Genomic DNA, 26,148 nt, shown 5'->3' with positions numbered 1-26,148 from the left:
GTACGGCAAGTGGCTTACCTTCGTGCCTTGAGACCGAAGTGGAACAAATGTGCAAAAAAATGAGCGATTGAAAGCTCAAGATATTCACCAGGGCACAGTGAGATGAGATCTGGCGCAAGATAGTCCGCATGCTATCTTGCGCCTCTTATCTTTTGTCCGATTTCCGTTCGATGCTCCCGACCTCCCGAACCCTGCGCCTGGCGCTCTACACCCTGTTGATCATCGCCGGCGCCGCCATCGCCGCGACCCTGGCCGTGCGCCACTCCGTGCGTCAGTCAATGGTCGAAGACGCCGCCCGCGCCAATCAGCAATTGGCGCTGTACGCCACGTCCCTGCATACCTTGATCGAACGTTACCGTGCCCTGCCCGCCGTGCTGGCGCTGGACCCGGAATTGCGCTCGGCACTCAGGGGTACCGTGAGTCCCGAGCAGCAGGATGCGTTGAATCGCAAACTGGAAAAGATCAACGGCGCCGCCCAATCCTCGACCCTGGAATTGCTCGACCGCAACGGCCTGGCCATCGCGGCCAGCAACTGGCGCCTGCCCAGCAGTTATGTCGGTCACAACTACGCGTTCCGCCCTTACTTCAACCAGACCCGCACCCAGGGCACCGGGCGTTTTTACGCGGTAGGCGTGACCAGCGGGATTCCCGGTTACTTCCTCTCCAGTGCGGTCAGCGATGACGATGGCCAGTTCCTTGGCGCCATGGTGGTGAAACTGGAATTTCCCGAACTGGAGCGCGAGTGGCGTCAGGGCAGCGATACGCTGCTGGTCAGCGATGCGCGCGGGATCATCTTCATCGCCAACCAGCCGGGCTGGCGCTACCGCCTGCTCAAGCCGCTGAGCGATAGCGATCATGCCGAACTCAAGACCACCCGCCAGTACGATAAACAGCCCCTGACGCCGCTTGAGTTTCAATCGTTGCGGCGCTTCGACGACAACAGTGACCTGTCTCGGGTCGATGGTCCGGACGGCAAGGCGGATTACCTGTGGGAATCCCTGCCGCTGAGTGCCGAGGGCTGGACCCTGCACCTGCTGCGTCGCCCGCAAGTCGCCTTCGAAGACAGCCGCAATGCGGCGCTCGCCGCGGCCGGGCTATGGCTGACCCTGGTGTTCCTGCTGCTGTTTCTCAACCAGCGCTGGCGCCTGGCGAAAATGCGCCAGCGCAGTCGCGAAGAACTCGAACGACTGGTAGAAGAGCGTACCCGCGACCTGCGCACCGCCCAGGAAGGCCTGGTGCAGTCGGCCAAACTCGCGGCGCTGGGGCAGATGTCCGCCGCCCTGGCCCATGAGATCAACCAGCCGCTCACCGCCCAGCGCATGCAGCTGGCGACCTTGCGCCTGCTGCTCGACAACGGCCGCGTCGACGACGCCTACAAGGCGCTCAAACCGGTGGATGAAATGCTCACCCGCATGGCGGCCCTCACCGGCCACCTGAAAACCTTCGCTCGCAAGAGCCCCAGCGGTCTGCGCGAACGCCTGGACCTGGCAACGGTGGTGGACCAGTCGCTGCAACTGCTCGACACAAGGTTGCGCGACGAACAGGTCAGCACGGTGTTGCACCTGACCCGCCCGGCCTGGGTGCGCGGCGATGCGATTCGTCTGGAACAGGTGCTGATCAATCTGCTGCGCAACGCCCTCGATGCGATGCAGGACAAACCCTGCAAACGCCTGGAAATCCGCCTGGAAGCCGACGAGCAATTGTGGCGCCTGAGCGTGAAAGACAATGGTGGCGGTATCGCCGAAGAGAACCTGTCCAAGGTCTTCGATCCGTTCTTCACCACCAAACCGGTGGGCGATGGCCTGGGCATCGGCCTGGCCGTATCGTTTGCCATCGTTCACGAATCCGGCGGGCGCCTGAGTGCCGCCAATCATGACAAAGGTGCCGTGTTTACCATGACCTTGCCCATCGACCTGGAGGTGCATGAACCATGCTGAACTCAGTGATGGTGGTCGACGACGAAAGCAGCATCCGCAGTGCCGTTGAGCAATGGTTGAGCCTGTCGGGTTTCGAGGTGCAGCTGTTCAGCCGCGCCGATGAATGCCTGGCGCAATTGCCCAGGCACTTTGCCGGGGTGATTCTCAGCGATGTGCGCATGCCCGGCATGACCGGCCTGGAACTGCTGGCCGAGGTCCAACGCCGGGATGCCGATTTGCCGGTGATCCTGTTGACCGGCCACGGCGATGTACCGATGGCCGTCGAGGCCATGCGCGACGGTGCCTACGATTTCCTCGAAAAACCCTTCAGCCCGGAAACCCTGCTTGGCAGCCTGCGCCGCGCCCTCGACAAGCGCCGGCTGGTGCTGGAAAACCGTGCGCTGCACGAGCAGGCGGACAACCGCGCCAAACTGGATGCCACGCTGCTCGGCGTGTCCCGGGGTTTGCAGACCCTGCGGCGGCAGGTGCTGGACCTGGCAGCACTGCCGGTCAACGTGCTGATTCGCGGTGAAACCGGCAGCGGCAAGGAACTGGTTGCGCGTTGCCTGCACGACTTCGGGCCGCGGGCCGACAAGCCCTTTGTCGCACTCAACTGCGCGGCCATCCCCGAGCAATTGTTCGAGGCCGAGCTGTTCGGTCACGAGAGCGGCGCGTTCACCGGGGCGTCCGGCAAGCGCATTGGCAAACTGGAGTACGCCGACGGCGGCACACTGTTTCTCGATGAAATCGAAAGCATGCCGCTGGCCCAGCAGGTGAAGTTGCTGCGGGTGCTGCAGGAGCAAAAGCTTGAGCGACTGGGGTCGAACCAGAGCATCCGCGTGGATTTGCGCATCATCGCCGCGACCAAACCGGACCTACTCGACGAAGCGCGGGCCGGACGTTTTCGCGAAGACCTGGCCTATCGTTTGAACGTCGCGGAACTCCGCCTGCCGCCCTTGCGCGAACGCCGTGAAGACATACCCTTGCTGTTCGAATCCTTTGCGCAAAACGCCGCTGAACGGCTGGGACGTAAATTTCCACCATTGAGCGGCGCGCAGTTGAGCCACCTGCTGAGCCATGACTGGCCGGGCAACGTGCGCGAACTGGCGAACGTCGCCGAGCGTCAGGTTTTGGGTTTGGGTGAACCGGAGCCAGTGGGCATCGAGCCCGGCCAGTCACTGGCGGCACAGCAGGAAGCGTTCGAGGCGCAATGCCTGCGTGCGGCGTTGACCCGGCACAAGGGTGATGTGAAGGCGGTGCTCGAAGAACTGCAGCTGCCGCGCCGGACCTTCAATGAAAAGATGCAGCGGCATGGGTTGAGTCGGGAGATGTTTTTGTAGCGCCTGAACTGGCCTCTTCGCGAGCAAGCCCGCTCCCACAGTGGATCTCCAGTGAACACAAGATTTGTGTACGTCTCAGATCAATTGTGGGAGCGGGCTTGCTCGCGAAGAGGCCGGTACAGGCGACACAAACCCAGGAGCCCGAATAAGCAACTTTCCGCCCACCACCAACCACAGATAAGCGGATTTCCGCTCACTGAAACACCCTCCCCCCTCTAAACCGGCCCTCTCCCCGTTGGCACAGCTCCTGCTATAGCCCAGGCAGGCTGCGTTTCATCGCGCTCCACAAAAACAATTAAATGAAGGATCCTTCAATGGATAACTCCAACTCCCTGCCGCTTGGGTCGGCTGCCGTACCGGCCAAAGAAAGAACCACTTCCAGTCGCATCAAATCGATCTTCAGCGGTTCCGTCGGCAACATGGTCGAGTGGTACGACTGGTACGTCTATGCCGCCTTCTCCCTGTACTTCGCCAAGACTTTCTTCCCCAAAGGCGACACCACCGCCCAACTGCTCAACACCGCCGCGATCTTCGCCGTGGGCTTCCTGATGCGTCCGATCGGTGGCTGGCTGATGGGCCTGTATGCCGACAAGGTCGGGCGCAAAAAGGCCCTGATGGCCTCGGTGTACCTGATGTGCTTCGGCTCGCTGCTGATCGCCTTGAGCCCAAGCTACGAAGTCATTGGCATCGGCGCGCCGATACTGCTGGTGTTCGCGCGCTTGCTGCAAGGCCTGTCGGTGGGTGGCGAATACGGCACCTCCGCCACTTACCTGAGCGAAATGGCGACCAAGGAGCGTCGCGGCTTCTACTCCAGCTTCCAGTACGTGACCCTGATCTCCGGCCAGCTCATCGCTTTGGCAGTGCTGATCGTGCTGCAACAACTGCTGACCACCGAAGAGCTCTACGCCTGGGGCTGGCGCATCCCGTTCGCCATCGGCGCGCTGTGTGCCGTGGTTGCGTTGTACCTGCGTCGCGGCATGGAAGAGACCGAGTCGTTCACCAAAAAAGAGAAAGCCAAGGAAAGCGCGATGCGCACCTTGCTGCGTCATCCCAAGGAACTGATGACCGTGGTCGGCCTGACCATGGGCGGTACCCTGGCGTTCTACACCTACACCACGTACATGCAGAAATACCTGGTGAACACCGTCGGCATGAGCATTTCCGACTCCACCACCATTTCCGCCGCCACGCTGTTCCTGTTCATGTGCCTGCAACCGGTCATCGGCGGGCTGTCGGATAAAATCGGTCGCCGGCCGATCCTGATTGCCTTCGGTATCCTCGGGACCCTGTTCACCGTGCCGATCCTCACCACCCTGCACACCGTTACGACCTGGTGGGGCGCGTTCTTCCTGATCATGGCGGCGCTGATCATCGTCAGCGGCTATACCTCGATCAACGCCGTGGTGAAAGCCGAACTGTTCCCGACCGAGATTCGCGCCCTGGGCGTGGGCCTGCCATACGCACTGACCGTATCGATCTTCGGCGGCACCGCCGAATACATCGCGCTGTGGTTCAAGAGCATCGGCATGGAAACCGGTTACTACTGGTATGTCACCGCGTGTATTGCCGTGTCGTTGCTGGTGTACGTGACCATGAAAGACACCCGCAAGCATTCGCGGATCGTGACGGACTGACCGTCCACCGGCACTCACTGCAACGGTGAGTGCCATGAGCCTTCGCGAGCGACCTCGCGAAGGCCACCATTCGTCTCCCCCTCCAGCAAGATAATCATCGGTTAATTCACCGGCCGCACCCTGCGCCTGAGTGCATCCAGATGAACAGGACGCACGTATATCCGTTACAGGCCTCGAAAGAGCATCTGAACGAACCCATTACGAACGTACCTGGAGTACCTGTCATGAAAACCCGACTGATCCTTGCCCTGACCCTTTCCGTGCTGGCTGCCAATGCCTTTGCAGCCGACGGTTACGACAAAACCGGCTCGGCCTCCTACGGCACCGGCACCAGCGCTGCCATCGAGCACGCCCGTTCGGGCACCTATGCCGCCGATGGCTTCGATAAAACCGGTTCCGCTGAAAGTATCGGCTGATTGTGGAGGGGAATTGGGGGGACGTAGAAGTATTCGGGTCAACCATGGAACCTGTGGGAGCGGGCTTGCTCGCGAAAGCGGTGTATCAGTCACATTGATGCTGGATGTGCCGACGCATTCGTCGGAACGCCGCCCGGAGCAAGCCCGCTCCCACATTTGACCTCATCACCTCAAGTGCTGAATCCGGCTGGAAATCTGCGGCGCGTGCTTGCACCATGAGCGTCTCCAGCCCGCTCCGGAAATTCTCTCCAATGCCCGACGACATCCACTTCTACGAACCCGCCAACGGCCACGGCCTGCCCCACGATCCGTTCAACGCCATCGTCGGCCCACGCCCCATTGGCTGGATCTCTTCACAGAATGCCGAAGGCCGTTTGAACCTGGCGCCCTACAGCTTCTTCAACGCCTTCAACTACATTCCGCCGATCATCGGTTTTTCCAGCGTCGGGCGCAAAGACAGCCTGAACAACATCGAACAGACCGGTGAATTCGTCTGGAACCTGGCCACGCGGCCGCTGGCCGAGCAGATGAACCAGAGCTGCGCCATGGTCGGGCCTGAGGTCAACGAATTCGAACTGGCCGGACTGACGACCGTTGCCTCGAAGGTGATTCAGGTGCCACGAGTGGCCGAAAGCCCGGTGTCGTTCGAGTGCAAGGTCACGCAGATCATCCAGTTGCAACGGGCGGACGGCAATGTGGTGCCGAGCTGGCTGATCCTCGGCGAAGTGGTCGCCGTGCATATCGCCAAATGGTTGTTGAAGGATGGGATATACGACACCGCCGCGGCAGAACCGATTCTGCGCGGCGGCGGGCCAGCGGATTATTTCCAGCTGGGGCCTGAGGCGTTGTTCAAGATGTACCGCCCGGGGGCGGTGAAGTGATCACCAGAGCAGGTCGGTGTTTTCCTTGACGTCCTTGAGGCGGGTCAGCTCCTTGGCGGCCGCATCATCGGCCTCGTGGGCGGTCTTGAAGACCTGGCCTTCCAGCACTTTGTGAAAACGCGGGGCGCCGGAACCACCCAGCGCTTTGACGGCGATAGCGGCGTGGTAACCACCCTCGCCCGGTACTACAGCGGAAACAGCTTCAAAGTGTTCAAAGGCTTTACGTGCCATGTCGCGAATCCTGGCTGGTTGAGAATGCTGTCATTAAACCCTCAACCGGCCAGTTTGTGTACCGCCACTGCGGACTGACCGAGGGCCTGCGCCGCCGACACATCCTTGAAGGTATGGAAATCCAGGCTATTGACCACCAGGTCCTGCACCAGCTCGGCAAAAACCTCCATCGCCGGCGTGCTGAAGTACGCGGTCATGGCCTGTTGATTGCTCCAGAAACCGGACACCAGCCACAGATCCGGATCGCACTGCGAATGCTGCAAGGCAAAACTCAGGCAGCCCGGCGCTGCGCGGGACGGCTCGATCAGGGCACTGAGGCGCACACCAAGTTCCACCGAGCGCCCGGCGCGCGCTCGAACGAAGGCCATATGACTGACGGGGATCTGCTTGGACATGTTCAACCCTCCCGGGGAGTCGCGAGGCAGCCGGGGGACGGGCTGCGACAGGATCAAAGGTTAAGGGCCGCGACGCCGGTCTCGTTAGTCGATTCCTGCCGGTGCGTTGCACAATCCTGCGAAACTGCATGGGAAGCCTGTAACAAGCGGTAAAACCCTGTCACGGTTCTGCCATACGAGTTTCAAGCAAGTTTTTCCGGTGCAAGGCTCTAGTGTTAATACCGCCGGTCGAGCCCAGGCAGAATCAGGCAAGCATCCGGCAGGATGTGTCTACCACTGTCACTTGCACAAACTTATGCTCTGCTCCATTCCCACCCTGCCTTGCCGAGGATGCCTCGCATGTCGTCGCCCGATCACTTTCAAGCCCCGCTGGACACCGACATGGAAAAGCAGCGCGCGGAACTGGCGGCGATCATCCGCCGTAACACCGCCGAAGACGGCAGTTATGCCACGGCCATCGCCTCGCTGTTCATGTCACGCCACAGCCAGTCCCACGAGTTCGCCCCGGTGCTCGCGCAACCGGCGCTGTGCATCATGGCTCAGGGACGCAAGGAAGTTCAGTTGGCCAACGAGTACTTCAACTACGACCCGTTGAACTACCTGGTGGTCTCGGTCTCGATGCCGCTGAGTGGACGGGTGGTGGATGTCTCGGCCGAGGAACCGATCCTGGCCTTGCGCCTGGACATCGACCCGGCGGAAATCACTGCATTGATCGCCGACGCCGGCCCCCTCGGCGTACCCACCCGGCCGACCGGGCGCGGGCTGTATGTCGAACGACTCGACACCGCCATGCTTGATGCGGTGCTGCGTCTGGCACGGCTACTGGACACGCCCAAAGACATCGCCATGCTCGCGCCGCTGATTCGCCGGGAGATCCTCTATCGACTGTTGCGCAGCAAACAGGGGCATCGGCTGTACGAAATCGCCATCGCCAACAGCCAGAGCCATCGCATCAGCCAGGCGATCAAATGGCTCAACGGCAACTTCGAGCAGCCGTTGCGCATCGATGATCTGGCGAAGGAAGTGAACCTGAGCGTGTCGACCTTGCATCACCGTTTCAAGGCGATGACGGCGATGAGTCCGTTGCAATATCAAAAGCAGCTTCGCCTGCAGGAAGCGCGGCGGCTGATGCTGGCCGAAGGGCTGGAGGCTTCGGCGGCGGGGTATCGCGTCGGCTATGAAAGCCCTTCGCAGTTCAGCCGGGAGTACAGCCGGTTGTTCGGCGCGCCGCCGTTAAGGGATCTGGCGCGGTTGCGGTTGTCAGTCTGATCCGGAATTTTTGGTGTGGCTGCTGACCCCTTCGCGAGCAAGCCCGCTCCCACAGGTTCTGTGAACGCCACATACCCTGTAGGAGCTGGCTTGCCAGCGATAAGGCCAGCAAGGCCAACATCAAATCCGGATCAGGCCCCGAGTACCCGGCAAGCCTCCGCCGGCAACGTCACCGACACCGGATGCCCGATGCTCAGGCCGAAGCCCTGACATGGTGTGCTCAGCGCGGTAAACGACACCCCGGAACACTCCACCGTGGTCTCGATGGTCGCGCCGATATCGCGCACGAACGTCACCTTGCCCAGCAAGCGGTTGCCTGCGGTCGCCTGGGGTGCCGACAGTTGCAGGTCTTCAGGACGAATCAGCATCTTCAACTTCTCCCCTGCCGCAATACTCGTGCAGATCGGCACTTGCAGCGCATCGCCACCCGGCAGGCAGACCTTGCCGTTGCCCAGCGCCGTGGCCGGGAAGATGTTGCCCGAGCCGATGAAATCGGCGACGAACTCATTGGCCGGGTGCCGGTAGATTTCAATCGGCGTGCCCACTTGCTGCACCCGATGTTCACCCAGCACCACCACGATATCGGCCATGGTCATGGCCTCGCGCTGGTCGTGGGTCACCATGATGGTGGTGATGTTCAGGCGTTGTTGCAGTTGACGGATTTCCACCTGCATCGACTCGCGCAGCTTGGCGTCCAGCGCCGACAACGGTTCGTCGAGCAGCAGGATCTTCGGGTGCGAGGCAATCGCCCGGGCAATCGCCACGCGCTGACGCTGGCCGCCGGAGAGCTTGGCCACCGGACGATTGATCATCGGTTGCAGCTGGATCAGTTCCAGCAATTCCACCACCCGCTTCTGCTGATCGGCCTTGCCGACCCCGCGCAGTTTCAGCGGATAGGCGATGTTCTCGCCCACGGTCATGTGCGGGAACAGTGCCAGGGACTGGAACACCATGCCGAAGTTGCGCAGGTGCGCCGGGGTGTTGCCGATGTCTTCACCGTCCAGGCGGATCTCGCCGCCGGTCAGGCTTTCAAGGCCGGCAATCATGCGCAGCAACGTGGTTTTGCCACAGCCCGAAGGGCCGAGGAAACACACCAGCTTGCCCTCGGGCAAATGCAGGTTCACATCCGTTACCGCGCAGGCCGAGCCGTAATGTTTCTCGACGTTTTCCAGAATCAGACCAGACATAAGAATCACCTCAAAAATAAGGTTCTGTCTGGAGGTCGCCGAGCGATGATCAGGCAAGGCAAAAGTCTGCGAAGAAGCGGAGTTGACTTTAGTCAATGAGCATTCTGAGCTGACTTTTAACGCAGCATGATCGAGCGCAGGCACCTCCGGGCAGAAGCTAGAACGAAACGCCACCTTCGCCGACTAACTTCTCCAGCGCCCAGATCAGGACGAAGTCGATCAGCACGATCAGCACGGCAAACGAAAATACGGTTGGATCGAGCGAAGACACGGTGCGGCTGTACATCCAGATCGGCACGGTCATCACATCGATGGTGTAGAGGAAGTAGGTCACGGTGAACTCGTTGAACGAGACGATGAACGCCAGCAGCATGCCCGCCAGGATCCCCGACTTCATCAACGGCACCACCACATCGACAATCGCCCGCAGCGGTGAAGCGCCGAGCATCTGCGCGGCCTCCTCGACTTCGCTGCCGATGGAGAGCATCGCCGCCGTGCAGTTCTTCACCACGAACGGCAATGCGAGGATCACGTGGGCAATCACCAGGCGCGAGGTAGTCATGTGGAACGGCAGGCTGTCGAACACCAGCAGCAATGCCAGGCCCAACACCACCATCGGGAACACCAGTGGCAACGACATCAGTTGCAGCGCCACGGCCTTGCCGCGGAACTCGCAACGGGTCAGCGCGTAGGCCGCCGGCACCGCGATCAGCGTGGCGAAGATCATGGTCAGGCACGACACCAGCAGGCTGGTGCTCATGGCCTGGCCGAGGCTCAGGACGTCGCTGGCGTCCGGTGACACAAAGGTGTGCCAGGCGGCTTTGTACCATTGCAGGCTGTAGCTGCTCGGCGGGAAGTCGAGGTTCGACGCGCCGCTGAACGACATCACGATCATGGTCAGGATCGGCAACACCGCCAACAGCAGGATGAAGCCCGAGAGGATGCCGGCAAACTTGCCGGTATCACCCGGCAACAGTGACTGGCGCTTCTTGATCAGGGTACTCATTGCGAAGCCTCCAGCATGCGGCGACGACGGCCAGTGATGTATTCGGACAGGGTCATGATCGCCAGGGTGGTAACGATCAGCACCACACCGGCAGCGGATGCGGCGGGCCAGTTCATCAGCGGGGCGATCTGGTCATGCACCATCACCGCCAGCATCGGCACGCGCCGGCCACCGAGCAGCAACGGCACCACAAAACTGCTGGCGTTGTAGGCGAACACCAGGGTCGCACCGGTAATGATCCCCGGCAGACTCATCGGCAATACCACCTGGCGGAATACCTGCAAACGACTGGCGCCGAGGGTGGCGGCGGCCTCTTCATAGCTGCGAGCGACACCGCGCATGGCGCTGGCAATCGGCAACACGGCCAGCGGGAAGGCGGTTTGCACCAGGCCCATCAACACGCCGTTCTGGTTGTACAACAGCATGATCGGGCGCTTGATCAGGCCCAGGCCCATCAGGGTCTGGTTGAGCATGCCGCCGGGACCGAGGATCACCAGCCAGCCGTAGCTTTGCAGCAGCAGGTTGACCAGCAAGGGCAGCAGCACCGCCGCAAGGAAGATCCGTCGCACGAACGGCGAGGTCAGGCGCGACATGGTGTAGGCCACCGGGATCGCCAGAATCACTGCGATCACCGCGCTGATCAGCGCCAGGCGCAGGGTCAGCATCAGCGATTTGAGGTAATAGGGTTCCAGCAACTGGGCGTAACTGGCCAGGCTGAAGCCGGACCATTCCGCGCCCTTGGTGCCCACGCTCATGCGCAGTACCAGCAGGCTGGCGGCAATCAGTACGCCAAGAAACAGCATCGACGGCGAAAGGAAAAACCAGGCGCGCGCCGTTGGCGAAACACCCTGAGCAGCGCGCACGGGGGCGGCACTCACCGGATGGGTCAGAGGTTGGTGTTCCATAGCAAAGGGTCTCGTCAATGGAAGATCAATGGCACACGGAAGCGGGGTGTAAACCCCGATCCCCTGTAGGAGCGAGCTAGCTCGCGAAGGAAGTGAGGGCGCCACGTTCATTCAGGCAGCCCTCGTCATCGTTAACATCCATCGCGAGCTAGCTCGCTCCTACAGATCAGGAAGAAAAGATTTCCGTGTAACGACGAATCCACTGGTCATGCACAGTCGCCAGGAAGGCGTTGTCGTGCATGATCGCCTTCTCGGCAATCTGCTCCGGCGTGAGGATGTACGGACTCTTGCGTGCTTCGGCGGAGATGATCGCCTTGGCGTTGACCGGGCCGTTGTAGATGTCTTCAGCCATCTTGCCCTGCACCAGTGGGTCCAGAGAGTGGTTGATGAAGGCGTAGGCCATATCGGTATCGCCCGGACGGTTCTTCGGCATCACCGACAGCATCAGGTCGGTGTAGAAACCTTCCTTCATGCCGAACGTGGCGCCCAGGCCGTAGTTCGGATCGCGGATCTGTTTCGGGAAGAACGCTGGAGCATACAGACCGCCCATGTCCAGGGAACCGGTGCGGAACAGTTCGGCGATCTGGTTCGGGTTTTCACCCAGCGTCACCACACGATCTTTCAGCTCGGCGAGTTTCTTGAAGCCCGGTTCGATGTTGTGCTCGTCACCACCGGCCAGTTTGGCGGCGATGATGATCAGGTCCATGGCCTCGGTCCAGTTCGGCGGCGGCAGGAAGATGTTCGGGGCCACCTCCGGGTCCCACAGGGCCGCGTAGCTGTCTGGCGCTTGTTTCTGGGTGCGGGTGCTGTAGACCAGGCTGTTGCACCACAGCAGGTAACCGATACCGTGGCCATTGGCGCCGGTGCGGTACTTTTCCGGTACATCGACGAGGTTGGGAATGCGGTTGAGGTCGGGTTTTTCCAGCAGGTTGGCGGCGGCCAGACCTTCGGCGCCGACGCCTGCAAGGGTGATGATGTCGTATTGCGGACGATCACCGCCGGCCTTGAGCTTGGCGACCATTTCCGAGGTACTGCCGGTGCGGTCAGCGATAACCTTGCAACCGTACTTGTCTTCGAACGTCGCGGCGATGTTGCGCAGTGCAGCCAGGCCGGTGTCATCGGACCAGGTCAGCAAACGCAGGGTCTTGCCGGCAAAACGTGTATCGCTGGCATTGGCCTTGATGAACGGCATGCTCATGGCCGCTGCTGCAACCGAGGCTACGCCCACGGTCTTGATGAATTGACGTCTGTTCAGATCATGCTCGCCCATTACGGACTCCCTTTGTTTTTGTAGGTATGAGGCTGGTCGAAACTGTTGCATCCGCGCGGCTGGATCAGCTTTAGCCCCTGTGTTTTCGGGGGCTTGGCTGAGCCAGCGAGTTCATCCTGAGGTCGTGTAAAACACCTGACTATCGATAAAAACTCATTGAAGCCATGACGTCAGCGCATGCCTCCTTTTCCTTGTGGGAGCGAGCTTGCTCGCGATGGACGTCAACGATAATGCGGGGCATCAGACAGCCCGTGTCGTCCATGCGTCCATCGCGAGCAAGCTCGCTCCTACACAGTGCCAGGCGTCAGACGGCCCGAATCACGTGTTTGATTTCCTGGAAAGCCTGCAAGCCCCACGGCCCCAATTCGCGGCCGATGCTGCTCTGCTTGTAGCCGCCCCAGGCGGTCTGCGGGAAGATCACCTGCGGTGCGTTGATCCACACAAGCCCCGCCTGCAACGCGTTGGCGACGCGGTCGGCGGTCTCGGCATTGCGCGTCACCACACTGGCGACCAGGCCAAACTGACTGTCGTTAGCCAAGGCAATCGCTTCGGCTTCAGAGGCGAAACTGCGCACGCAGATCACCGGGCCGAAAATCTCTTCATTCCACAGCGCACTGTCGAGGGGCACTTCGGTGAAGACTGTCGGCTGCAAAAAATATCCGCGCGGCAGGTCGGCCGGGCGATTTCCACCGCAAACCAGTTTGGCGCCGGCACTCAAACCACGATCGATGTGACCGAGCACGCGCTGGTACTGCGCCTGATTGACCAGGGCGCCCATTTCCACGTTCGGGTCGAACGGGTCGGCCACGCGAATCGCTTCGGCACGGGCTTTCACACGGGTCAGGAACTCGTCGGCCAGCTCATTGGCGACCAGCACACGGCTGGTGGCGGAACACATTTGCCCGGCGTTGAAGAAACCGCCGCCGCAAGCCACGTCCACCGCCAGGTCGATATCGGCATCGGCCAGTACCAGCAGCGAAGATTTGCCGCCCAGTTCCAGGCTCACGCCCTTGACGGTTTCCGCCGCACGTTGCATGACCTGCACGCCGACCGCATTGCTGCCGGTGAACGACACTTTGGCGATGCGTGGGTCAGCCGACAGCGGAGCGCCAACTGCCAGGCCGGTGCCGCACACCAGGTTGAAGACACCCGCCGGCACACCGGCTTGCGCGATGATTGCCGCCAGTTCCAGTTCCGGCAGCGGCGTCACTTCCGAAGGCTTGAGCACCACGCAGCAACCGGCGGCCAGGGCCGGGGCGAGTTTCCACGCGGTGGTGACCATCGGGAAGTTCCACGGCACGATCAGACCAACCACACCGCACGGCTCACGGCGCAAGCGAGCGCTGAAGTCGTCGCTCGGCAGCTCAATGGCACTGTCCTGTTTCGCGTCCAGGCCTTCGGCCAGACCGGCGTAATACTCGAACGTGGCGATCACGTCATCGACGTCGATCGCGGCTTCGAACTGCGGCTTGCCGTTGTTGCTCGACTGCAAGTGCATCAGTTTTTCGCGATTGGCCTGCACGCCCGCGGCGATTTTGCGCAGGATGGCAGCGCGTTCGGCGCCCGTGGTTTTCGACCAGGCGGCGAACGCCTGGGTCGCCGCGCTCACGGCTTGATCGACCGCGCGTTCATCGCCACCGTTCACCGTGGTCAACAGGGCTTCGGTCGCCGGGTTGATGACACGCAGGTGTTCATTGCCCGCCGACCATTGGCCGTTGATGTACAGGCCATCCAGGGTAGTCGGGAAACTCATTTCGACACCGCCTGCATCCATTCGGCCTGATCGATTTCAATCAGGGTCGGACCCTGGCGATCGGTGGCCACGCGCAAGGCGCCGCGCAATTTCTCGACACTGCTGACGGCTTCGGCCGCGCAACCCAATGCTTTGGCCACTCCGATGAAGTCCGGGGTGTAGATGTCCACGCCGACCGGCTCGATGGCGCGGTTGACCATGTATTTCTTGATCTCTTCGTAGCCCTGGTTATTCCACAGCAGCACGATCACCGGGGTGCGCGCTTCAACGGCACTGGCCAGTTCCGGCAGGGTGAACTGCAGGCCTCCGTCGCCGATCAGGCACACCACGGGAGGACGAGCGCCGTTTTCAACGCTGCCGCCGAGCCAGGCACCAATGGCCGCAGGCAAGGCGTAACCGAGAGTGCCGTAACCGGTGGACGAGTTGAACCAGCGGCGCGGACGCTCCGGGTTGAAGGTCAGGTTGCCGGTGTACACCGGCTGGGTCGAATCGCCGACGAACACGGCGTCCGGCAGTTCGTGCAGCACGGTTTCCAGGAAACGGGTCTGGGCCAGGGTCGGTGCGTCCCAGGTAGCGGCCAGGTCTTCACGCAGACGAGCGGCGCGTACTTGCCCCCAATCGTTGCGGCGCTCGGCCAGGGATTTGTGCGACAAGGCGCTGAGCAAGGCCTGGGCGGCGTTGCGCGAGTCGGCCACCAATGCCACGTGCGGCGGGTAGTTGCGCACGGTCTGGTCCGGGTCGATGTCCACGCGCAGCAGCTGGCCTGGAATCTCGAAGCCACCGGCGAAGGTCACGTCGTAGTCGGTCTCGGCCAGCTCGGTGCCGATGGCCAGTACCACATCGGCCTCGGCGACCAGAGCACGGGTGGCGACCAGGCTCTGGGTCGAACCGATCAGCAGCGGGTGGCCGGAGGCGAGCATGCCCTTGGCATTGATGGTCAGGGCTACCGGTGCGTCCAGCAGCTCGGCCAGCTCGGTCAGCTCGGCCGCCGCGTCGATTGCACCGCCGCCGGCGAGAATCAGCGGACGCTTGGCGCCGGCCAGCAAATCGGTCATGCGCGACACGGCGCTCGGCGAAGCACCGGCGCGGTCGATGTTGACCGGCAGGCTGGTCAGCAGGTCGTCGGCGTCTTCAACCAACACATCCAGCGGAATCTCAATGTGTACCGGACGCGGACGGCCAGCCTGGAACAGCGCAAAGGCGCGAGCCAGCACGCCCGGCAATTCCGATGCCGACATCAGGGTGTGGGAGAAGGCCGCGACACCGGCGCACAATGCGCCCTGGTTCGGCAGCTCATGCAGCTTGCCGCGACCGCCGCCCAACTGGCTGCGCGATTGCACGCTGGAGATCACCAGCATCGGGATCGAATCGGCGTAGGCCTGGCCCATGGCGGTGGTGATGTTGGTCATGCCTGGGCCGGTAATGATGAAGCACACACCAGGTTTGCCGCTGGTGCGGGCGTAGCCGTCGGCCATGAAGCCGGCGCCCTGTTCATGGCGCGGCGTGACGTGGTTGATGCTCGAACGGGCCAGCCCGCGATACAACTCCACGGTATGAACCCCCGGAATGCCGAACACCTGCTCGACTCCGTAGTTTTCGAGTAACTTGACCAATACTTCGCCACACGTCGCCATGTCTTTGCCCTTCTTGTTCGTTTGAGACGCCGGGCATGCGCTGTGTTTATGATGGATTCGCAGGCCCGGGAATGGCCTCATTGGAACGGGCGACACGTAGCCGCAACAATGGATAAAAAGTCATACTAGCCATGTCCTCACGTCATACCTTGGATCCCAATGAAACGACTGCCTCCCCTGCCGGCGCTGCACACATTCCTGATTACCGCGCAGTGCTGCAATTTCACCCGTGCTGCCGAACAGCTGTTTATCACCCAGGGCGCGGTGAGTCGGCAGATCGCCGGGCTGGAAGATTTTCTGGGTTATGAATTGTTCATCCGTCAGGCCCGAGGCCTGGACCTGACAGCCGAAGGACGGGAATGGCTGCCGCGGGTCCAGCAGATTTTCGGTCTGATCGACGAGGCGGTGGAGCAGATCGGCGAGAAGCGCGAAACCCTGCAGCTCAAGGCTCCGACCTGCGTCATGCGCTGGTTGCTGCCGCGTCTGTTGCAATGGCAAAGGGAACGCCCGGACGTGCCGGTGGAACTGACCACCACGGTCAAGCACGGCGTGGATTTTCATCGCGAGCAGTTCGATGCGGCGGTGATGTACGGCGCACCGCCGGACGATTCATTGATGTCGCAAAAGCTCTTCGATGAACAACTCACGCCGGTGTGTTCCAGGCCGATGCTCGAAGGCCCGATGCCCCTGCAGACTCCAGCCGATCTGCAACAACACCTGCTGTTGCATCCGACCCGCGATGAACGGGACTGGAAGGCCTGGTTGAAAGCCGCGGATGTACAGTTGAGCAATGTCGGCAAGGGTCAGCATTTCGAAACACTGGACCTGGCGATGTCGATGGCGTCCCAGGGAACGGGGGTGGCGATTGGCGACTGGTCGCTGATCGGCGATGACCTGAACGCCGGGCGGCTGGTCATGCCATTCGAATTGAAGGTGACAACCGGGCTGGCGTATTACCTGGTATTCCCCGAAAAACCCGGGCCTTCGCCGAAGTTGCGCGAATTGATGGGCTGGCTGGTGGAGCAGGCACAATCGCGCTGAACAATACCTTGTAGGAGCGAGCTCGCTCGCGATGAACCTGAGAATACCGCGGGGTATCAGGTTCCCAGCGTTATCGTTGGCGATCATCGCGAGCGAGCTCGCTCCTACAGGAGATCAGTGATCTTCAATAACCGACCGTAAACCGCTGCCGCGAATGCTTCGGTGCTTCCACTTCATCGAGCATCGCGATCGCGTAGTCGGCAAAGGTAATCCAGCTGCGCCCTGCGCTGCTCACCAGCAAATCGTCCTTGCCGACGCGGAACTTGCCCGTGCGCTCGCCCTCGACAAATTCGGCCGATGGCGACAAGAAGGTCCACTCCAGATCCCGCTCTTCACGCAAGTTTGCGAGGAATTCGGCACCGGCGCTGGCCTCTGCCTTGTAAGCCTCAGGGAAGCCTTTGCTATCGATCACCCGAGTGCCATCCGGCAACAACAGCGACCCCGCACCGCCCACCACCAGCAAGCGATTGACCCCAGCCTTTTTCACCGGCCCGGTAACGGCACTCGCCGGCAACGTCGAGAAATGCGCGGCGCTGATCACCACATCATGACCGGCGACGGCTGCTTGCAGGGCCGCGGCATCGAGGGCATCGACATCTTTGCTGACCACACCGTCACGCTGAGCGATCTTCGACGTATCGCGGGCAATGGCAGTGACGCTGTGGCCGCGACGCAAGGCCTCTTCCAGCAATTGGCTACCGGCACGACCGGTGGCCCCGATGATTGCGATTTTGCTCATGACATTCTCCAACAGGTTGGGTAGCTCAATGGGTTACCACTTCATCTCGCCCTTCGCGACCTGGGCGCTCAGCTCAAGAGAGCTTTCGTCGCCCAAGGTCGGGAAGCGTTTTTTCATCGCGGTGATCAGTGCGGCAGAATCCTTGGCCTTGGCGGTTTCTTCATCGAAGGCCTTGATGTAGTCGGCGGTGAACTGCACAGAGGCCAATGAACCCGTGCTGTCGCCCAGGTAATGACCCGGCACCACGGTCTGCGGTTTCAGGGTTTCAATGGAATGCAGCGTAGCCAACCAATCGGCATGGGACTGTGGCGTTTGGGTGTCAGCCATCCACACGTGGATGTTTTGCGCCACCACGACACCCCCGACTACGGCCTTGATCGATGGAATCCACACGAAGCTGCGATCCGGCTGCGGGCCCTCAAGACCCACCACCTGCAGCTTCTGCCCTTCGAGGATCAGGCTGTCGCCCTTGAGCACGTCCGGCACGATGGTTTTGGCCGGCACATCGGCACCCATTTTCGGGCCCCAGAATGCCAGTTTGCCGTCGACGGTTTGCTTGATGTGGTCAACGGTCGGCTGCGAAGCAAGGACCTTGGCCTTGGGGAACGCGGCCGTCAGGGTATCGAGGCCGAAGTAGTAGTCCGGGTCACCGTGACTGATGTAGATGGTGGTCAGCTGCTTGCCGCTGGCGCGGATTTTTTCCACCACCTGTTCGGCCTGGGACTTGCCGAATTGCGCATCCACCAGAATCGCTTCCTTTTCGCCGCTGACCAGCACCGAGGTCACCGGGAAGATGGCTTTTTCGCCAGGGTTGTAGACATCCAGCGTCAGGGTCGAGGCGCTGGCATGGGCGGCAAAACCGAGGGCGGCGCTTGCCAGCAAAACACGCTTGAGAATGGTGAATCCGATCATCTGTTGCTCCGTTGTCCGAATGCCTAGCTAGGCGAATGCCCTTTTTGTAGGAGCGAGCTTGCTCGCGATGGTCGTTAACGATAACGCGGGATACCGGTTATACGCGGCGTCTTCGAGTCCATCGCGAGCAAGCTCGCTCCTACAGAGGAACAGAGCTTAGTTGCCTGACTCAGTACAAAAAATGCGATGCTTGAACATAGTTTGTTTCTGAAAGCGGGCAAATCATGGATCGTCTTCAAGCAATGCGCGTGTTCGTCACGGTGGTCGACCTCGGCAGCCAGTCGGCCGCCGCCGATCATCTGGAGCTGTCACGGCCGGTGGTATCGCGGTATCTGGCGGAACTGGAAGACTGGGTCGGCGCACGCCTGATGCACCGCACCACACGCAAATTGAGCCTGACCGCCGCCGGCACCGAAATCCTGCCCCGCTGCCGGCAGATGCTCGATTTGTCCAGCGACATGCAAGCCGCCGTCAGCGAACCGGATGACGCACCGCGCGGCCTGCTGCGGATCAGCGTCAGCACCTCCTTCGGCCAGGCGCAACTGGCCGATGCCATGGCCGCCTATGTGCGACGCTACCCCGGCGTCAGCATCGACATGCAGATGCTCGACCGCACCGTGAACCTGGTGGATGAGCGCATCGACCTGGCGATCCGCACCAGCAACGACCTGGACCCGAACCTGATCGCCCGTCGCCTTACGGTTTGCCGCTCGGTGATCTGCGCGTCCCCCGCTTACCTGCGCGAGCACCCGGCACCGCAACGGGTCGAGGACCTGAGCCTGCACAATTGCCTGACCCATTCCTACTTCGGCAAAAGCCTCTGGCATTTCGAGCAGGACGGCGAACAGGTTTCAGTACCGGTGCAGGGCAACATCAGCGCCAACGAGGCCAGCACGCTGTTGCGCGCAACGCTCGCCGGCGCCGGGGTGGCGATGCTGCCCACGTACCAGGCCGGCGTGCACATCCACAGCGGCGAATTGATTCGCCTGCTGCCGACGGCCGAACCCCGGCAAATGAACGTGTATGCGGTGTATGCCTCGCGCAAGCACATGCCGGCGGCATTGCGCAGCTTGTTGGACTTTCTGGTGCTTAGATTTCCGGAAGAACCACAATGGGATATCGGCCTGTAACCGGATCAATTGTGGGAGCGGGCTTGCTCGCGAAGAGGTCGGTACATCCAATGCAAATTTTGCGCATGAAATATCGCTTTCGCGAGCAAGCCCGCTCCCACAAGTGGAAGTCATCAGTGGTCTGAATGGCGTGTCATGGCTGGTAACTCACAGGCGCTGACCTATGCTCAAAGTAATACCGAAAGGTATTCGTTCAGAGGTCAACGCCATGAACATCAAAACGAGAAGATACCTCGCGATCTTCATCACCTGCGCGGTCACGCTCGGGCTTTATGGCGCTGCAGCCTGGCGCGTCGAGCAATTGCGCAACCTGCCCCGTGATTACGCAACCTGCAACTTCGAGCACTGCGTTCCCCACAACGCCACCCTCGATGCCCTCCGGTAACGAAGGGGGTCAGGCTTCGTTGCCCTGATCGGCTTTCAAGCGGTCGCGGAACGCCTTGGGCGAAATCCCCACACGACGCCGGAACAGGCGCGTGAAATTGGTCGGATCGGAAAACCCCAACACGTCGGACATTTCATAAATGGTCATGCTGGTGTAGGTCAGCAAACGCTTGGCCTCCAGCAACTGCCGTTCGTGCACGATCTGCAACGCCGGTTGCCCCGCCAGCTCACGACAAGTGCCGTTGAGGTGGGACACGGAAATCCCCAGCCGGTGTGCCAGGTCCTCGACCTTGACGTGCTGGCGATAGGTCTCTTCCACCAGCTGAATAAAGCCGTTGAGATATTCCCGGGCCCGCTGCGGTCGCGCCATGGCGGTGCGACGCTGGATCACCTGGCGGCTGACCCACACCATGATCACACTGACCAGCGAATGCATGAGCATTTCCCGCGCCGGTTGATGGCTGGTGTACTCGTTCTGCAAGGCACTGAACAGGCTGTTGAGGTACTCGGCGTCCTTGCCTGCCGGGTAACTTTCGGCCTGTGCCAGGGCATTGACCGATTGCCCCAGTTGCATCTGCAGGTGGGCGATCAACGGCGCGGCGAGGGTCACGACAAAGCCTTCCACGTCCTCGGAAAAACGGAAGCCATGCACTGACAGCGGTGGCAGGATCTGGATCGCCGGTTCCACCAGTTGCGTACGCTGGCCTTCGATTTCAAGCTCTGCCTGACCTTTGAATACGAAGAGCAACTGGCACAAATCAGCGTGGCGGTGGGGTTTGATTTCCCAATGATGTTCGCTACTGCGTTTGGAAATGGTTTCACAGTGCAGCAAGTCCGGGGTCGGCCAATCCAGGCTTTCACCGTAGAGCTTGAACACCGGAATCGAAGGCAGGTCAGGCTTGTTCATCACTTCAATCCAGGCCTCGGAATAGATGACGGGCGATAATCGCACCGATTGGCAGAATGTACAGCTATCGGCTCAGTTTTCACCTTCAATTGACAGACTCGCAAGGGAAAAATGCAAGCACTCGATCCATAAAAATCACTCACCGGCCCTGGTCGCGTGAAGCTTGCGAGTCATAAAAACAATGAAAACACTGAAAACCCAGGTCGCTATCATTGGTGCCGGCCCTTCAGGCTTGTTGCTCGGCCAATTGCTGCACAACGCCGGCATCGACACCCTCATTCTAGAACGTCAGACCCCGGACTATGTACTCGGCCGAATCCGTGCCGGCGTGCTTGAGCAAGGCATGGTAGAGCTGTTGCGTCAGGCCGGCGTAAACCAGCGCATGGACGCCGAGGGACTGGTGCATGGCGGCTTTGAACTGGCCCTCGACGGGCGCCGGGTACACATCGATCTGCACGCCCTGACGGGTGGCAAAACCGTGATGGTCTACGGCCAGACCGAAGTCACCCGCGACCTGATGGCCGCTCGTCGGGAGGCCGGCGCGCAGACGATTTATCAAGCCGAAAACGTCGTCCCCCACGGCCTGAAAACCGATGAAGCGTTTGTCACTTTTGAAAAGGACGGTGAGACCTGGCGAGTCGATTGCGACTACATCGCCGGTTGCGACGGCTTCCATGGAGTGGCGCGGCAATCGATTCCCGCCGACAGCCTGAAAATCTTCGAACGGATCTATCCCTTCGGCTGGCTGGGGATTCTGGCCGATACCCCGCCGGTCCACGATGAGCTGGTCTACGCCCGCCATGAGCGCGGTTTCGCCCTGTGCAGCATGCGTTCGTCGACACGCACCCGTTATTACCTCCAGGTGCCCACCAGCGATCATGTCGAAAACTGGTCGGACCAACGCTTCTGGGACGAACTCAAGTCACGATTGCCGCAAGCGTTGGCGGACAGACTGGTCACGGGGCCGTCCATCGAAAAGAGCATCGCGCCGCTGCGCAGCTTCGTGGTCGAACCGATGCAGTACGGGCGGATGTTCCTGGTCGGCGATGCCGCGCACATCGTCCCGCCGACTGGTGCCAAGGGCCTGAATCTGGCAGCCAGTGATGTCAGTACCCTGTTCAACATTCTGCTCAAGGTTTACCGCGAAGATCGCGTCGATTTGCTGGAGAAGTACTCCGAAATTTGTCTGCGCAGGGTGTGGAAGGCGGAGCGTTTCTCCTGGTGGATGACTTCGATGTTGCACCGTTTCGACGACCACGATGCCTTCAGCCAGCGCATTGCCGAATCGGAGCTGGAATATTTCATCGACTCCGAGGCGGGTCGAAAAACCATCGCAGAAAACTACGTCGGGCTTCCTTATGAGGCTATCGAATAGCTTCCTACCGACTTACACTGGCGAGCATTCCCGCTCGCCTTGCCTCTTGCGGGTCAATCACTGCCCGCAGGTTTTCCCGTGACCAATCTCCGCCAGCCTGAAACGCCCAAACCCGCCATCCGCAGCGTGCTGATCGCCTTGATGCTGGCGATTTTTCTCGGGGCGCTGGACCAGACCATCGTCGCCGTTTCGATGCCGGCCATTTCCGCGCAGTTCAAGGACGTCAGCCTGCTGGCCTGGGTGATTTCCGGCTACATGGTGGCCATGACCGTGGCGGTGCCGATCTACGGCAAACTGGGCGACCTGTACGGGCGGCGCAAGCTGATGCTGTTCGGCATGGGCCTGTTCACCCTGGCGTCGGTGTTCTGCGGCATGGCACAGAGCATGGAGCAACTGGTACTGGCGCGAATCTTCCAGGGTATCGGGGCCGGCGGGATGATTTCGGTAAGCCAGGCGATCATCGGTGACATCGTGCCGCCACGGGAGCGCGGCCGGTATCAGGGCTATTTCAGCAGCATGTATGCAGTGGCCAGTGTGGCCGGCCCGGTGCTCGGCGGTTACATGACCGAATACCTGTCCTGGCGCTGGGTGTTCCTGATCAACCTGCCGCTGGGCCTGGGCGCCTGGCTGGTGGCTAATCGCACACTGGTCGGCCTGCCGATTCCGCAACGCAAACCGGTTATCGATTACCTGGGCACCGTGTTGATGATCATCGGGCTGACGGCGTTGTTGCTGGGTATCACGCAGGTCGGTCAGGGCCATTCCTGGCGCAGCCCCGAAGTGCTGGCGTTGCTCGCGTGTGCGGTGCTGGTGCTGGGGCTGTTTGTCGTTCACGAGCGGCGGGCACGGGAGCCCTTGCTGCCCATGCATCTGTTCGCCAACCGTAATGCGATCCTGTGCTGGTGCACGATTTTTTTCACCAGTTTCCAGGCCATCTCGCTGATTGTGCTGATGCCATTGCGCTTCCAGAGCGTGACCGGCGCTGGTGCCGACAGTGCCGCCCTGCATCTGTTGCCGCTGGCCATGGGCTTGCCGATTGGCGCGTATTTCGCCGGCCGCCGCACTTCCGTGACCGGACGCTACAAACCGATGATCCTCACCGGCGCTGCGCTGATGCCCATCGCAATTATTGGCATGGCGTTCAGCCCACCGCAGGCATTCGTTGTGAGCAGCCTGTTCATGTTGCTCTGCGGGATTTCCTCCGGCATGCAGTTCCCGACGTCATTGGTCGGCACGCAGAACTCGGTGGAGCAACGGGACATCGGCGTCGCCACCAGCACCACCAACCTCTTCCGTTCGCTGGGTGGTGCCGTGGGTGTGGCGTTGATGTCGGCGCTGCTGTTGGCGTTGTTGCAGGGCTCAAGTTTTGCGCACCTGGCCGGCTCGTCACTGATCGTCGAGGGCAGTTCAGGCAATGTGCTGCTCGACGGCTTGAACGCCGCACCGGGTGACGCGCAGGACGCCTTGCGTGCCGAGTTGCTGTTGACGTTCCGGCACTTGCTGACGGTCAGCGCGATGGTGTCGTTGCTGGGGCTGGCGGCAGCGATTGTCATGCCGAACATGCTGTTGCGCGGGCGCGAGGACAAGGTTCGCTAGGTAGACCGCGTCGCCTGTATTCGCGAGCAAGCCCGCTCCCACATTAGACCGCGTACTCATGAAGAACTCGGTCTAATGTGGGAGCGGGCTTGCTCGCGAAGGCGATCTGACAGTCACTACGATTCAAGGGCTGTAATACCCGACCGGCACCAGAAAGTACCCGACCTTCCTCAGAGTCCTCTGGCCGACGCGCTGATAGTCGACATGCTTGCGCTCTACATTACTGCCGGGCGCGCAGTTGCTGCTGAAGGTTCTGGATCTGCGCCTGGAGGGTATTGATGTTGCGGGTGACCTGGCTGCGGAACGCATCGAACTCGGCGGTATTGCTCGAGCCCTGTGTGACCGCCGGACGGTTGTCCTGCTCGCTCTTGAGCACGATCATGTCTTGCTCGAGACGCTCGATGGCAGCGCTCGGGTTGCCTTGTTTCTTCAGCGCGGTGATATCGGCGCCCAGGCTCTTCAGCTGTGCATCGAGTTTTTCCGAGTCGGACGGGGCACTTTTCAGGGCGGCTAATTCAGCGTTCAAGGCTTTGACCTGGGCCTGCAACTGAGTATTGGCTGTCTGATGTTCGTTGTTCTGGGCAGTCAACTGCGCCAGACGTTTGTCCAGCTCTGTGGATTGCGCAGTCATTTGCGCCAGTCGCTTGTCCAGGTCCGAGGCCTGGCCGGCAACACCTTGCTGCTGGGCGTTCTGGTCCTGGAGTTTGCTTTCCAGCTGGCGGATTTGCAGCTTCAGGGCCTCGCTGTCGGTGGTGACACTGGTCTGGCTGGCAACAACCTTTCCGGAAATATCCTGCAGGCGCCCTGCCGCTTCTTCACTGATTCGCGCAAAGCTCTCCTGGGTCGCCACCAGTTGCTGTTCCATCAGGGAAATCTGCTGAAAGCTCCACCAGCCCAGGCCCGCGAATGCGAAGAACAACGCCCCGACCAATGCCCACAGGGCACCGGTACCCGCCGCCTTGACCTTCACCACCGGCGCCGTGCGCGATTGCACGGCCGTGCGGGCAGTGGGCGGAAAATCGTCATCGAGAACGTCTGCACGCAGGCTCGGTACATCATCGAAGTCGTCGTTGGCATCGTTACGCATGGACATTGAGTCAACCTTAGTCAATCACATAATGGCTTTATGCCGCGCAGTATAAACCCCACAGCCGTAACCATTGACCCTGAAGCCCTGTATCCGGTTCAGTAAGGGGGGTTAAGCGAACGTCAGCGAACATCCTGAGCCTTCCACCAGCCACAGAATTCATCGAGCGCGGTCCAGAGGCTGACCTTGGGATCGTAATCCAGATAATGCCGGGCGCGGCTGATGTCCAGGGTGAAGTTTTTGTTCATGACCTGCGTGCCCAGTCGCGACAGCGTCGGTTCGGGACGCCCCGGCCACAACTTGCACACACCCTCGTTGAGCGCCGCCACGCTGTAGGCCAGGCCGTAGGAACGGTAGCGGGTAACCTGTGGGACTTCCATGTTGCGCATGACGTAATTGACCACGTCCCACAACGGCACCGGCGTGCCGTTGCTGATGTTGTAAGCCTTGCCCAGCGCGGAACCGCTGGCCAGCAAACTGCTGAGCAACGCCTCGTTGAGGTTTTGCACACTGGTGAAATCGACTTTGTTCAGACCGTTGCCGATGATCGCCAGGCGCCCCTTGCGCTGCATGTTCAACAGGCGCGGGAAGATGCTCATGTCGCCGGCCCCGGTGACGAAACGCGGGCGCAGGGCCAGGGTTTCCAGACCGAACTCCTGGGCACCGAAGACTTTTTGCTCGGCCAGGTACTTGGTGGCGGCATAGGGGTGTTTGAAGCGCTTGGGCACCTGCTCTTCGGTCAGGCCCAAGTGATCGCGACCATCGAAGTAGATCGACGGCGACGACAAATGCACCAGGCGCCGAACCCGTTGTTTCAGGCAGGCTTCGACCACGTTCTCGGTGACCTGAACGTTGCCCTGGTGGAAGTCCTGATAACGTCCCCATAAACCCACGGCACCGGCGCAATGCACCACGGCCTCGACGTCCGAACACAGTTCGCGTGCCAGCTCCGGGTCGCTCAAATCGCCCTGGACGAACTCGGCTCCGCGGCGCACCAGATGCTCCACACTCTCGGCCCGGCGACCGTTGACCCGCACGTCCAGGCCCTGCTCCAGGGCAAAACGCGCAAAGCGCCCGCCGATGAAGCCGCTTGCGCCGGTAACCAGAATCTTCATGAATTGCTCCGAATATTTCGTTTTG

24 protein-coding genes are annotated in these 26,148 nt (G+C 61.0%); 11 read left to right on the top strand and 13 right to left on the bottom strand.

Annotation, left to right across the window (positions count from 1 at the left end; all coding sequences use genetic code 11):
* Positions 1-170 precede the first annotated feature (170 nt).
* The 5 genes from ACEN8Q_RS29075 (at position 171) to ACEN8Q_RS29055 (ending at position 6,187) form a co-directional block, all read left to right on the top strand.
* Entirely contained in the window at positions 171-1,937 is a 1,767-nt protein-coding gene (locus ACEN8Q_RS29075) for an ATP-binding protein (protein ID WP_413704089.1), read from the top strand.
* Positions 1,931-3,256 carry a sigma-54-dependent transcriptional regulator gene (locus tag ACEN8Q_RS29070; protein ID WP_413704088.1) on the top strand — a complete coding sequence of 442 codons (1,326 nt, stop codon included), beginning with the start codon at positions 1,931-1,933 and terminating at the stop codon, positions 3,254-3,256. The genes ACEN8Q_RS29075 and ACEN8Q_RS29070 overlap by 7 nt, the downstream gene beginning before the upstream one ends.
* A 314-nt stretch (positions 3,257-3,570) precedes the next feature.
* Positions 3,571-4,890, top strand: a complete 1,320-nt coding sequence (locus ACEN8Q_RS29065) for an MFS transporter (protein ID WP_413425228.1) — start codon at positions 3,571-3,573, stop codon at positions 4,888-4,890.
* Between the two features lie 224 nt (positions 4,891-5,114).
* Positions 5,115-5,306 carry a hypothetical protein gene (locus tag ACEN8Q_RS29060; RefSeq protein ID WP_413704087.1) on the top strand — a complete coding sequence of 64 codons (192 nt, stop codon included), beginning with the start codon at positions 5,115-5,117 and terminating at the stop codon, positions 5,304-5,306.
* Between the two features lie 251 nt (positions 5,307-5,557).
* The gene (locus ACEN8Q_RS29055; RefSeq protein ID WP_413425224.1) at positions 5,558-6,187 is read left to right on the top strand and encodes a flavin reductase family protein; all 630 of its coding nucleotides are present in this window, start codon (positions 5,558-5,560) and stop codon (positions 6,185-6,187) included.
* On the opposite strand, the gene ACEN8Q_RS29050 is transcribed toward ACEN8Q_RS29055, so the two are convergent.
* Positions 6,188-6,418: a hypothetical protein gene (locus ACEN8Q_RS29050; RefSeq protein ID WP_085714463.1), complete on the bottom strand. Its 231-nt coding sequence runs from the start codon at positions 6,416-6,418 to the stop codon at positions 6,188-6,190.
* A gap of 41 nt (positions 6,419-6,459) precedes the next feature.
* Positions 6,460-6,813, bottom strand: coding sequence for a putative quinol monooxygenase (locus ACEN8Q_RS29045; protein ID WP_413425222.1), 354 nt, complete (start codon positions 6,811-6,813; stop codon positions 6,460-6,462).
* Between the two features lie 339 nt (positions 6,814-7,152).
* On the opposite strand from ACEN8Q_RS29045, the gene ACEN8Q_RS29040 reads away from it, so the two are divergent.
* Positions 7,153-8,082: an AraC family transcriptional regulator gene (locus tag ACEN8Q_RS29040; RefSeq protein ID WP_413425220.1), complete on the top strand. Its 930-nt coding sequence runs from the start codon at positions 7,153-7,155 to the stop codon at positions 8,080-8,082.
* 131 nt (positions 8,083-8,213) lie between these two features.
* On the opposite strand, the gene ACEN8Q_RS29035 is transcribed toward ACEN8Q_RS29040, so the two are convergent.
* From ACEN8Q_RS29035 to ACEN8Q_RS29010, 6 genes are all read right to left on the bottom strand, one after another.
* On the bottom strand, positions 8,214-9,269 hold the full coding sequence (locus ACEN8Q_RS29035) for an ABC transporter ATP-binding protein (protein ID WP_413425218.1): 1,056 nt from the start codon (positions 9,267-9,269) through the stop codon (positions 8,214-8,216).
* Between the two features lie 157 nt (positions 9,270-9,426).
* Positions 9,427-10,275, bottom strand: a complete 849-nt coding sequence (locus tag ACEN8Q_RS29030) for an ABC transporter permease (protein WP_413425216.1) — start codon at positions 10,273-10,275, stop codon at positions 9,427-9,429.
* Positions 10,272-11,180 (bottom strand): ABC transporter permease, encoded by a 909-nt coding sequence (locus ACEN8Q_RS29025; RefSeq protein ID WP_057396286.1) that lies wholly within the window; start codon positions 11,178-11,180, stop codon positions 10,272-10,274. The genes ACEN8Q_RS29030 and ACEN8Q_RS29025 overlap by 4 nt, the downstream gene beginning before the upstream one ends.
* A 166-nt stretch (positions 11,181-11,346) precedes the next feature.
* Complete coding sequence (locus ACEN8Q_RS29020) at positions 11,347-12,450, bottom strand: extracellular solute-binding protein (protein WP_413704086.1); 1,104 nt, start codon at positions 12,448-12,450, stop codon at positions 11,347-11,349.
* Positions 12,451-12,754: 304 nt separating this feature from the next.
* The gene (locus ACEN8Q_RS29015) at positions 12,755-14,203 is read right to left on the bottom strand and encodes an aldehyde dehydrogenase family protein (RefSeq protein ID WP_413704085.1); all 1,449 of its coding nucleotides are present in this window, start codon (positions 14,201-14,203) and stop codon (positions 12,755-12,757) included.
* Complete coding sequence (locus ACEN8Q_RS29010) at positions 14,200-15,837, bottom strand: 5-guanidino-2-oxopentanoate decarboxylase (protein WP_413704084.1); 1,638 nt, start codon at positions 15,835-15,837, stop codon at positions 14,200-14,202. Before ACEN8Q_RS29010 ends, ACEN8Q_RS29015 begins: the two co-directional genes overlap by 4 nt.
* A 159-nt stretch (positions 15,838-15,996) precedes the next feature.
* On the opposite strand from ACEN8Q_RS29010, the gene ACEN8Q_RS29005 reads away from it, so the two are divergent.
* Positions 15,997-16,878: a LysR substrate-binding domain-containing protein gene (locus ACEN8Q_RS29005; RefSeq protein WP_413425209.1), complete on the top strand. Its 882-nt coding sequence runs from the start codon at positions 15,997-15,999 to the stop codon at positions 16,876-16,878.
* A 124-nt stretch (positions 16,879-17,002) separates the two neighbouring features.
* Here ACEN8Q_RS29005 and ACEN8Q_RS29000 read toward each other — a convergent pair whose 3' ends face one another.
* Positions 17,003-17,617, bottom strand: a complete 615-nt coding sequence (locus ACEN8Q_RS29000; protein ID WP_413704083.1) for an NAD(P)-dependent oxidoreductase — start codon at positions 17,615-17,617, stop codon at positions 17,003-17,005.
* Between the two features lie 33 nt (positions 17,618-17,650).
* Positions 17,651-18,529 carry an MBL fold metallo-hydrolase gene (locus tag ACEN8Q_RS28995; RefSeq protein ID WP_413704082.1) on the bottom strand — a complete coding sequence of 293 codons (879 nt, stop codon included), beginning with the start codon at positions 18,527-18,529 and terminating at the stop codon, positions 17,651-17,653.
* Between the two features lie 224 nt (positions 18,530-18,753).
* On the opposite strand from ACEN8Q_RS28995, the gene ACEN8Q_RS28990 reads away from it, so the two are divergent.
* Positions 18,754-19,659 (top strand): LysR family transcriptional regulator, encoded by a 906-nt coding sequence (locus tag ACEN8Q_RS28990; protein ID WP_413704081.1) that lies wholly within the window; start codon positions 18,754-18,756, stop codon positions 19,657-19,659.
* A 208-nt stretch (positions 19,660-19,867) separates the two neighbouring features.
* Positions 19,868-20,044, top strand: a complete 177-nt coding sequence (locus ACEN8Q_RS28985) for a hypothetical protein (protein WP_413425201.1) — start codon at positions 19,868-19,870, stop codon at positions 20,042-20,044.
* A 9-nt stretch (positions 20,045-20,053) separates the two neighbouring features.
* Here the strand turns inward: ACEN8Q_RS28985 and ACEN8Q_RS28980 are convergent, their stop codons facing one another.
* Positions 20,054-20,950: a helix-turn-helix domain-containing protein gene (locus tag ACEN8Q_RS28980; protein WP_413425199.1), complete on the bottom strand. Its 897-nt coding sequence runs from the start codon at positions 20,948-20,950 to the stop codon at positions 20,054-20,056.
* A gap of 190 nt (positions 20,951-21,140) precedes the next feature.
* Between ACEN8Q_RS28980 and pobA the strand changes: the two genes are divergently transcribed.
* The gene (pobA, locus tag ACEN8Q_RS28975; RefSeq protein ID WP_413425268.1) at positions 21,141-22,325 is read left to right on the top strand and encodes a 4-hydroxybenzoate 3-monooxygenase; all 1,185 of its coding nucleotides are present in this window, start codon (positions 21,141-21,143) and stop codon (positions 22,323-22,325) included.
* A 78-nt stretch (positions 22,326-22,403) separates the two neighbouring features.
* Positions 22,404-23,921 (top strand): MDR family MFS transporter, encoded by a 1,518-nt coding sequence (locus tag ACEN8Q_RS28970; protein ID WP_413704080.1) that lies wholly within the window; start codon positions 22,404-22,406, stop codon positions 23,919-23,921.
* A 220-nt stretch (positions 23,922-24,141) separates the two neighbouring features.
* Here the strand turns inward: ACEN8Q_RS28970 and ACEN8Q_RS28965 are convergent, their stop codons facing one another.
* Together ACEN8Q_RS28965 and ACEN8Q_RS28960 are read right to left on the bottom strand one after the other, a co-directional pair.
* Positions 24,142-25,014: an ATPase gene (locus tag ACEN8Q_RS28965; RefSeq protein WP_413704079.1), complete on the bottom strand. Its 873-nt coding sequence runs from the start codon at positions 25,012-25,014 to the stop codon at positions 24,142-24,144.
* A gap of 116 nt (positions 25,015-25,130) precedes the next feature.
* A complete protein-coding gene (locus tag ACEN8Q_RS28960) occupies positions 25,131-26,123 on the bottom strand; it encodes an NAD-dependent epimerase/dehydratase family protein (RefSeq protein ID WP_413425193.1) in 993 nt (330 codons plus the stop codon).
* Positions 26,124-26,148: the final 25 nt, after the last annotated feature.

The sequence above is a fragment of the Pseudomonas sp. Pseusp16 genome (assembly GCF_047324915.1).
GTDB classification, from domain to species: Bacteria; Pseudomonadota; Gammaproteobacteria; order Pseudomonadales; family Pseudomonadaceae; genus Aquipseudomonas; species Aquipseudomonas fluorescens_CD.
This window is presented reverse-complemented; position numbering and strand designations above follow the sequence as displayed.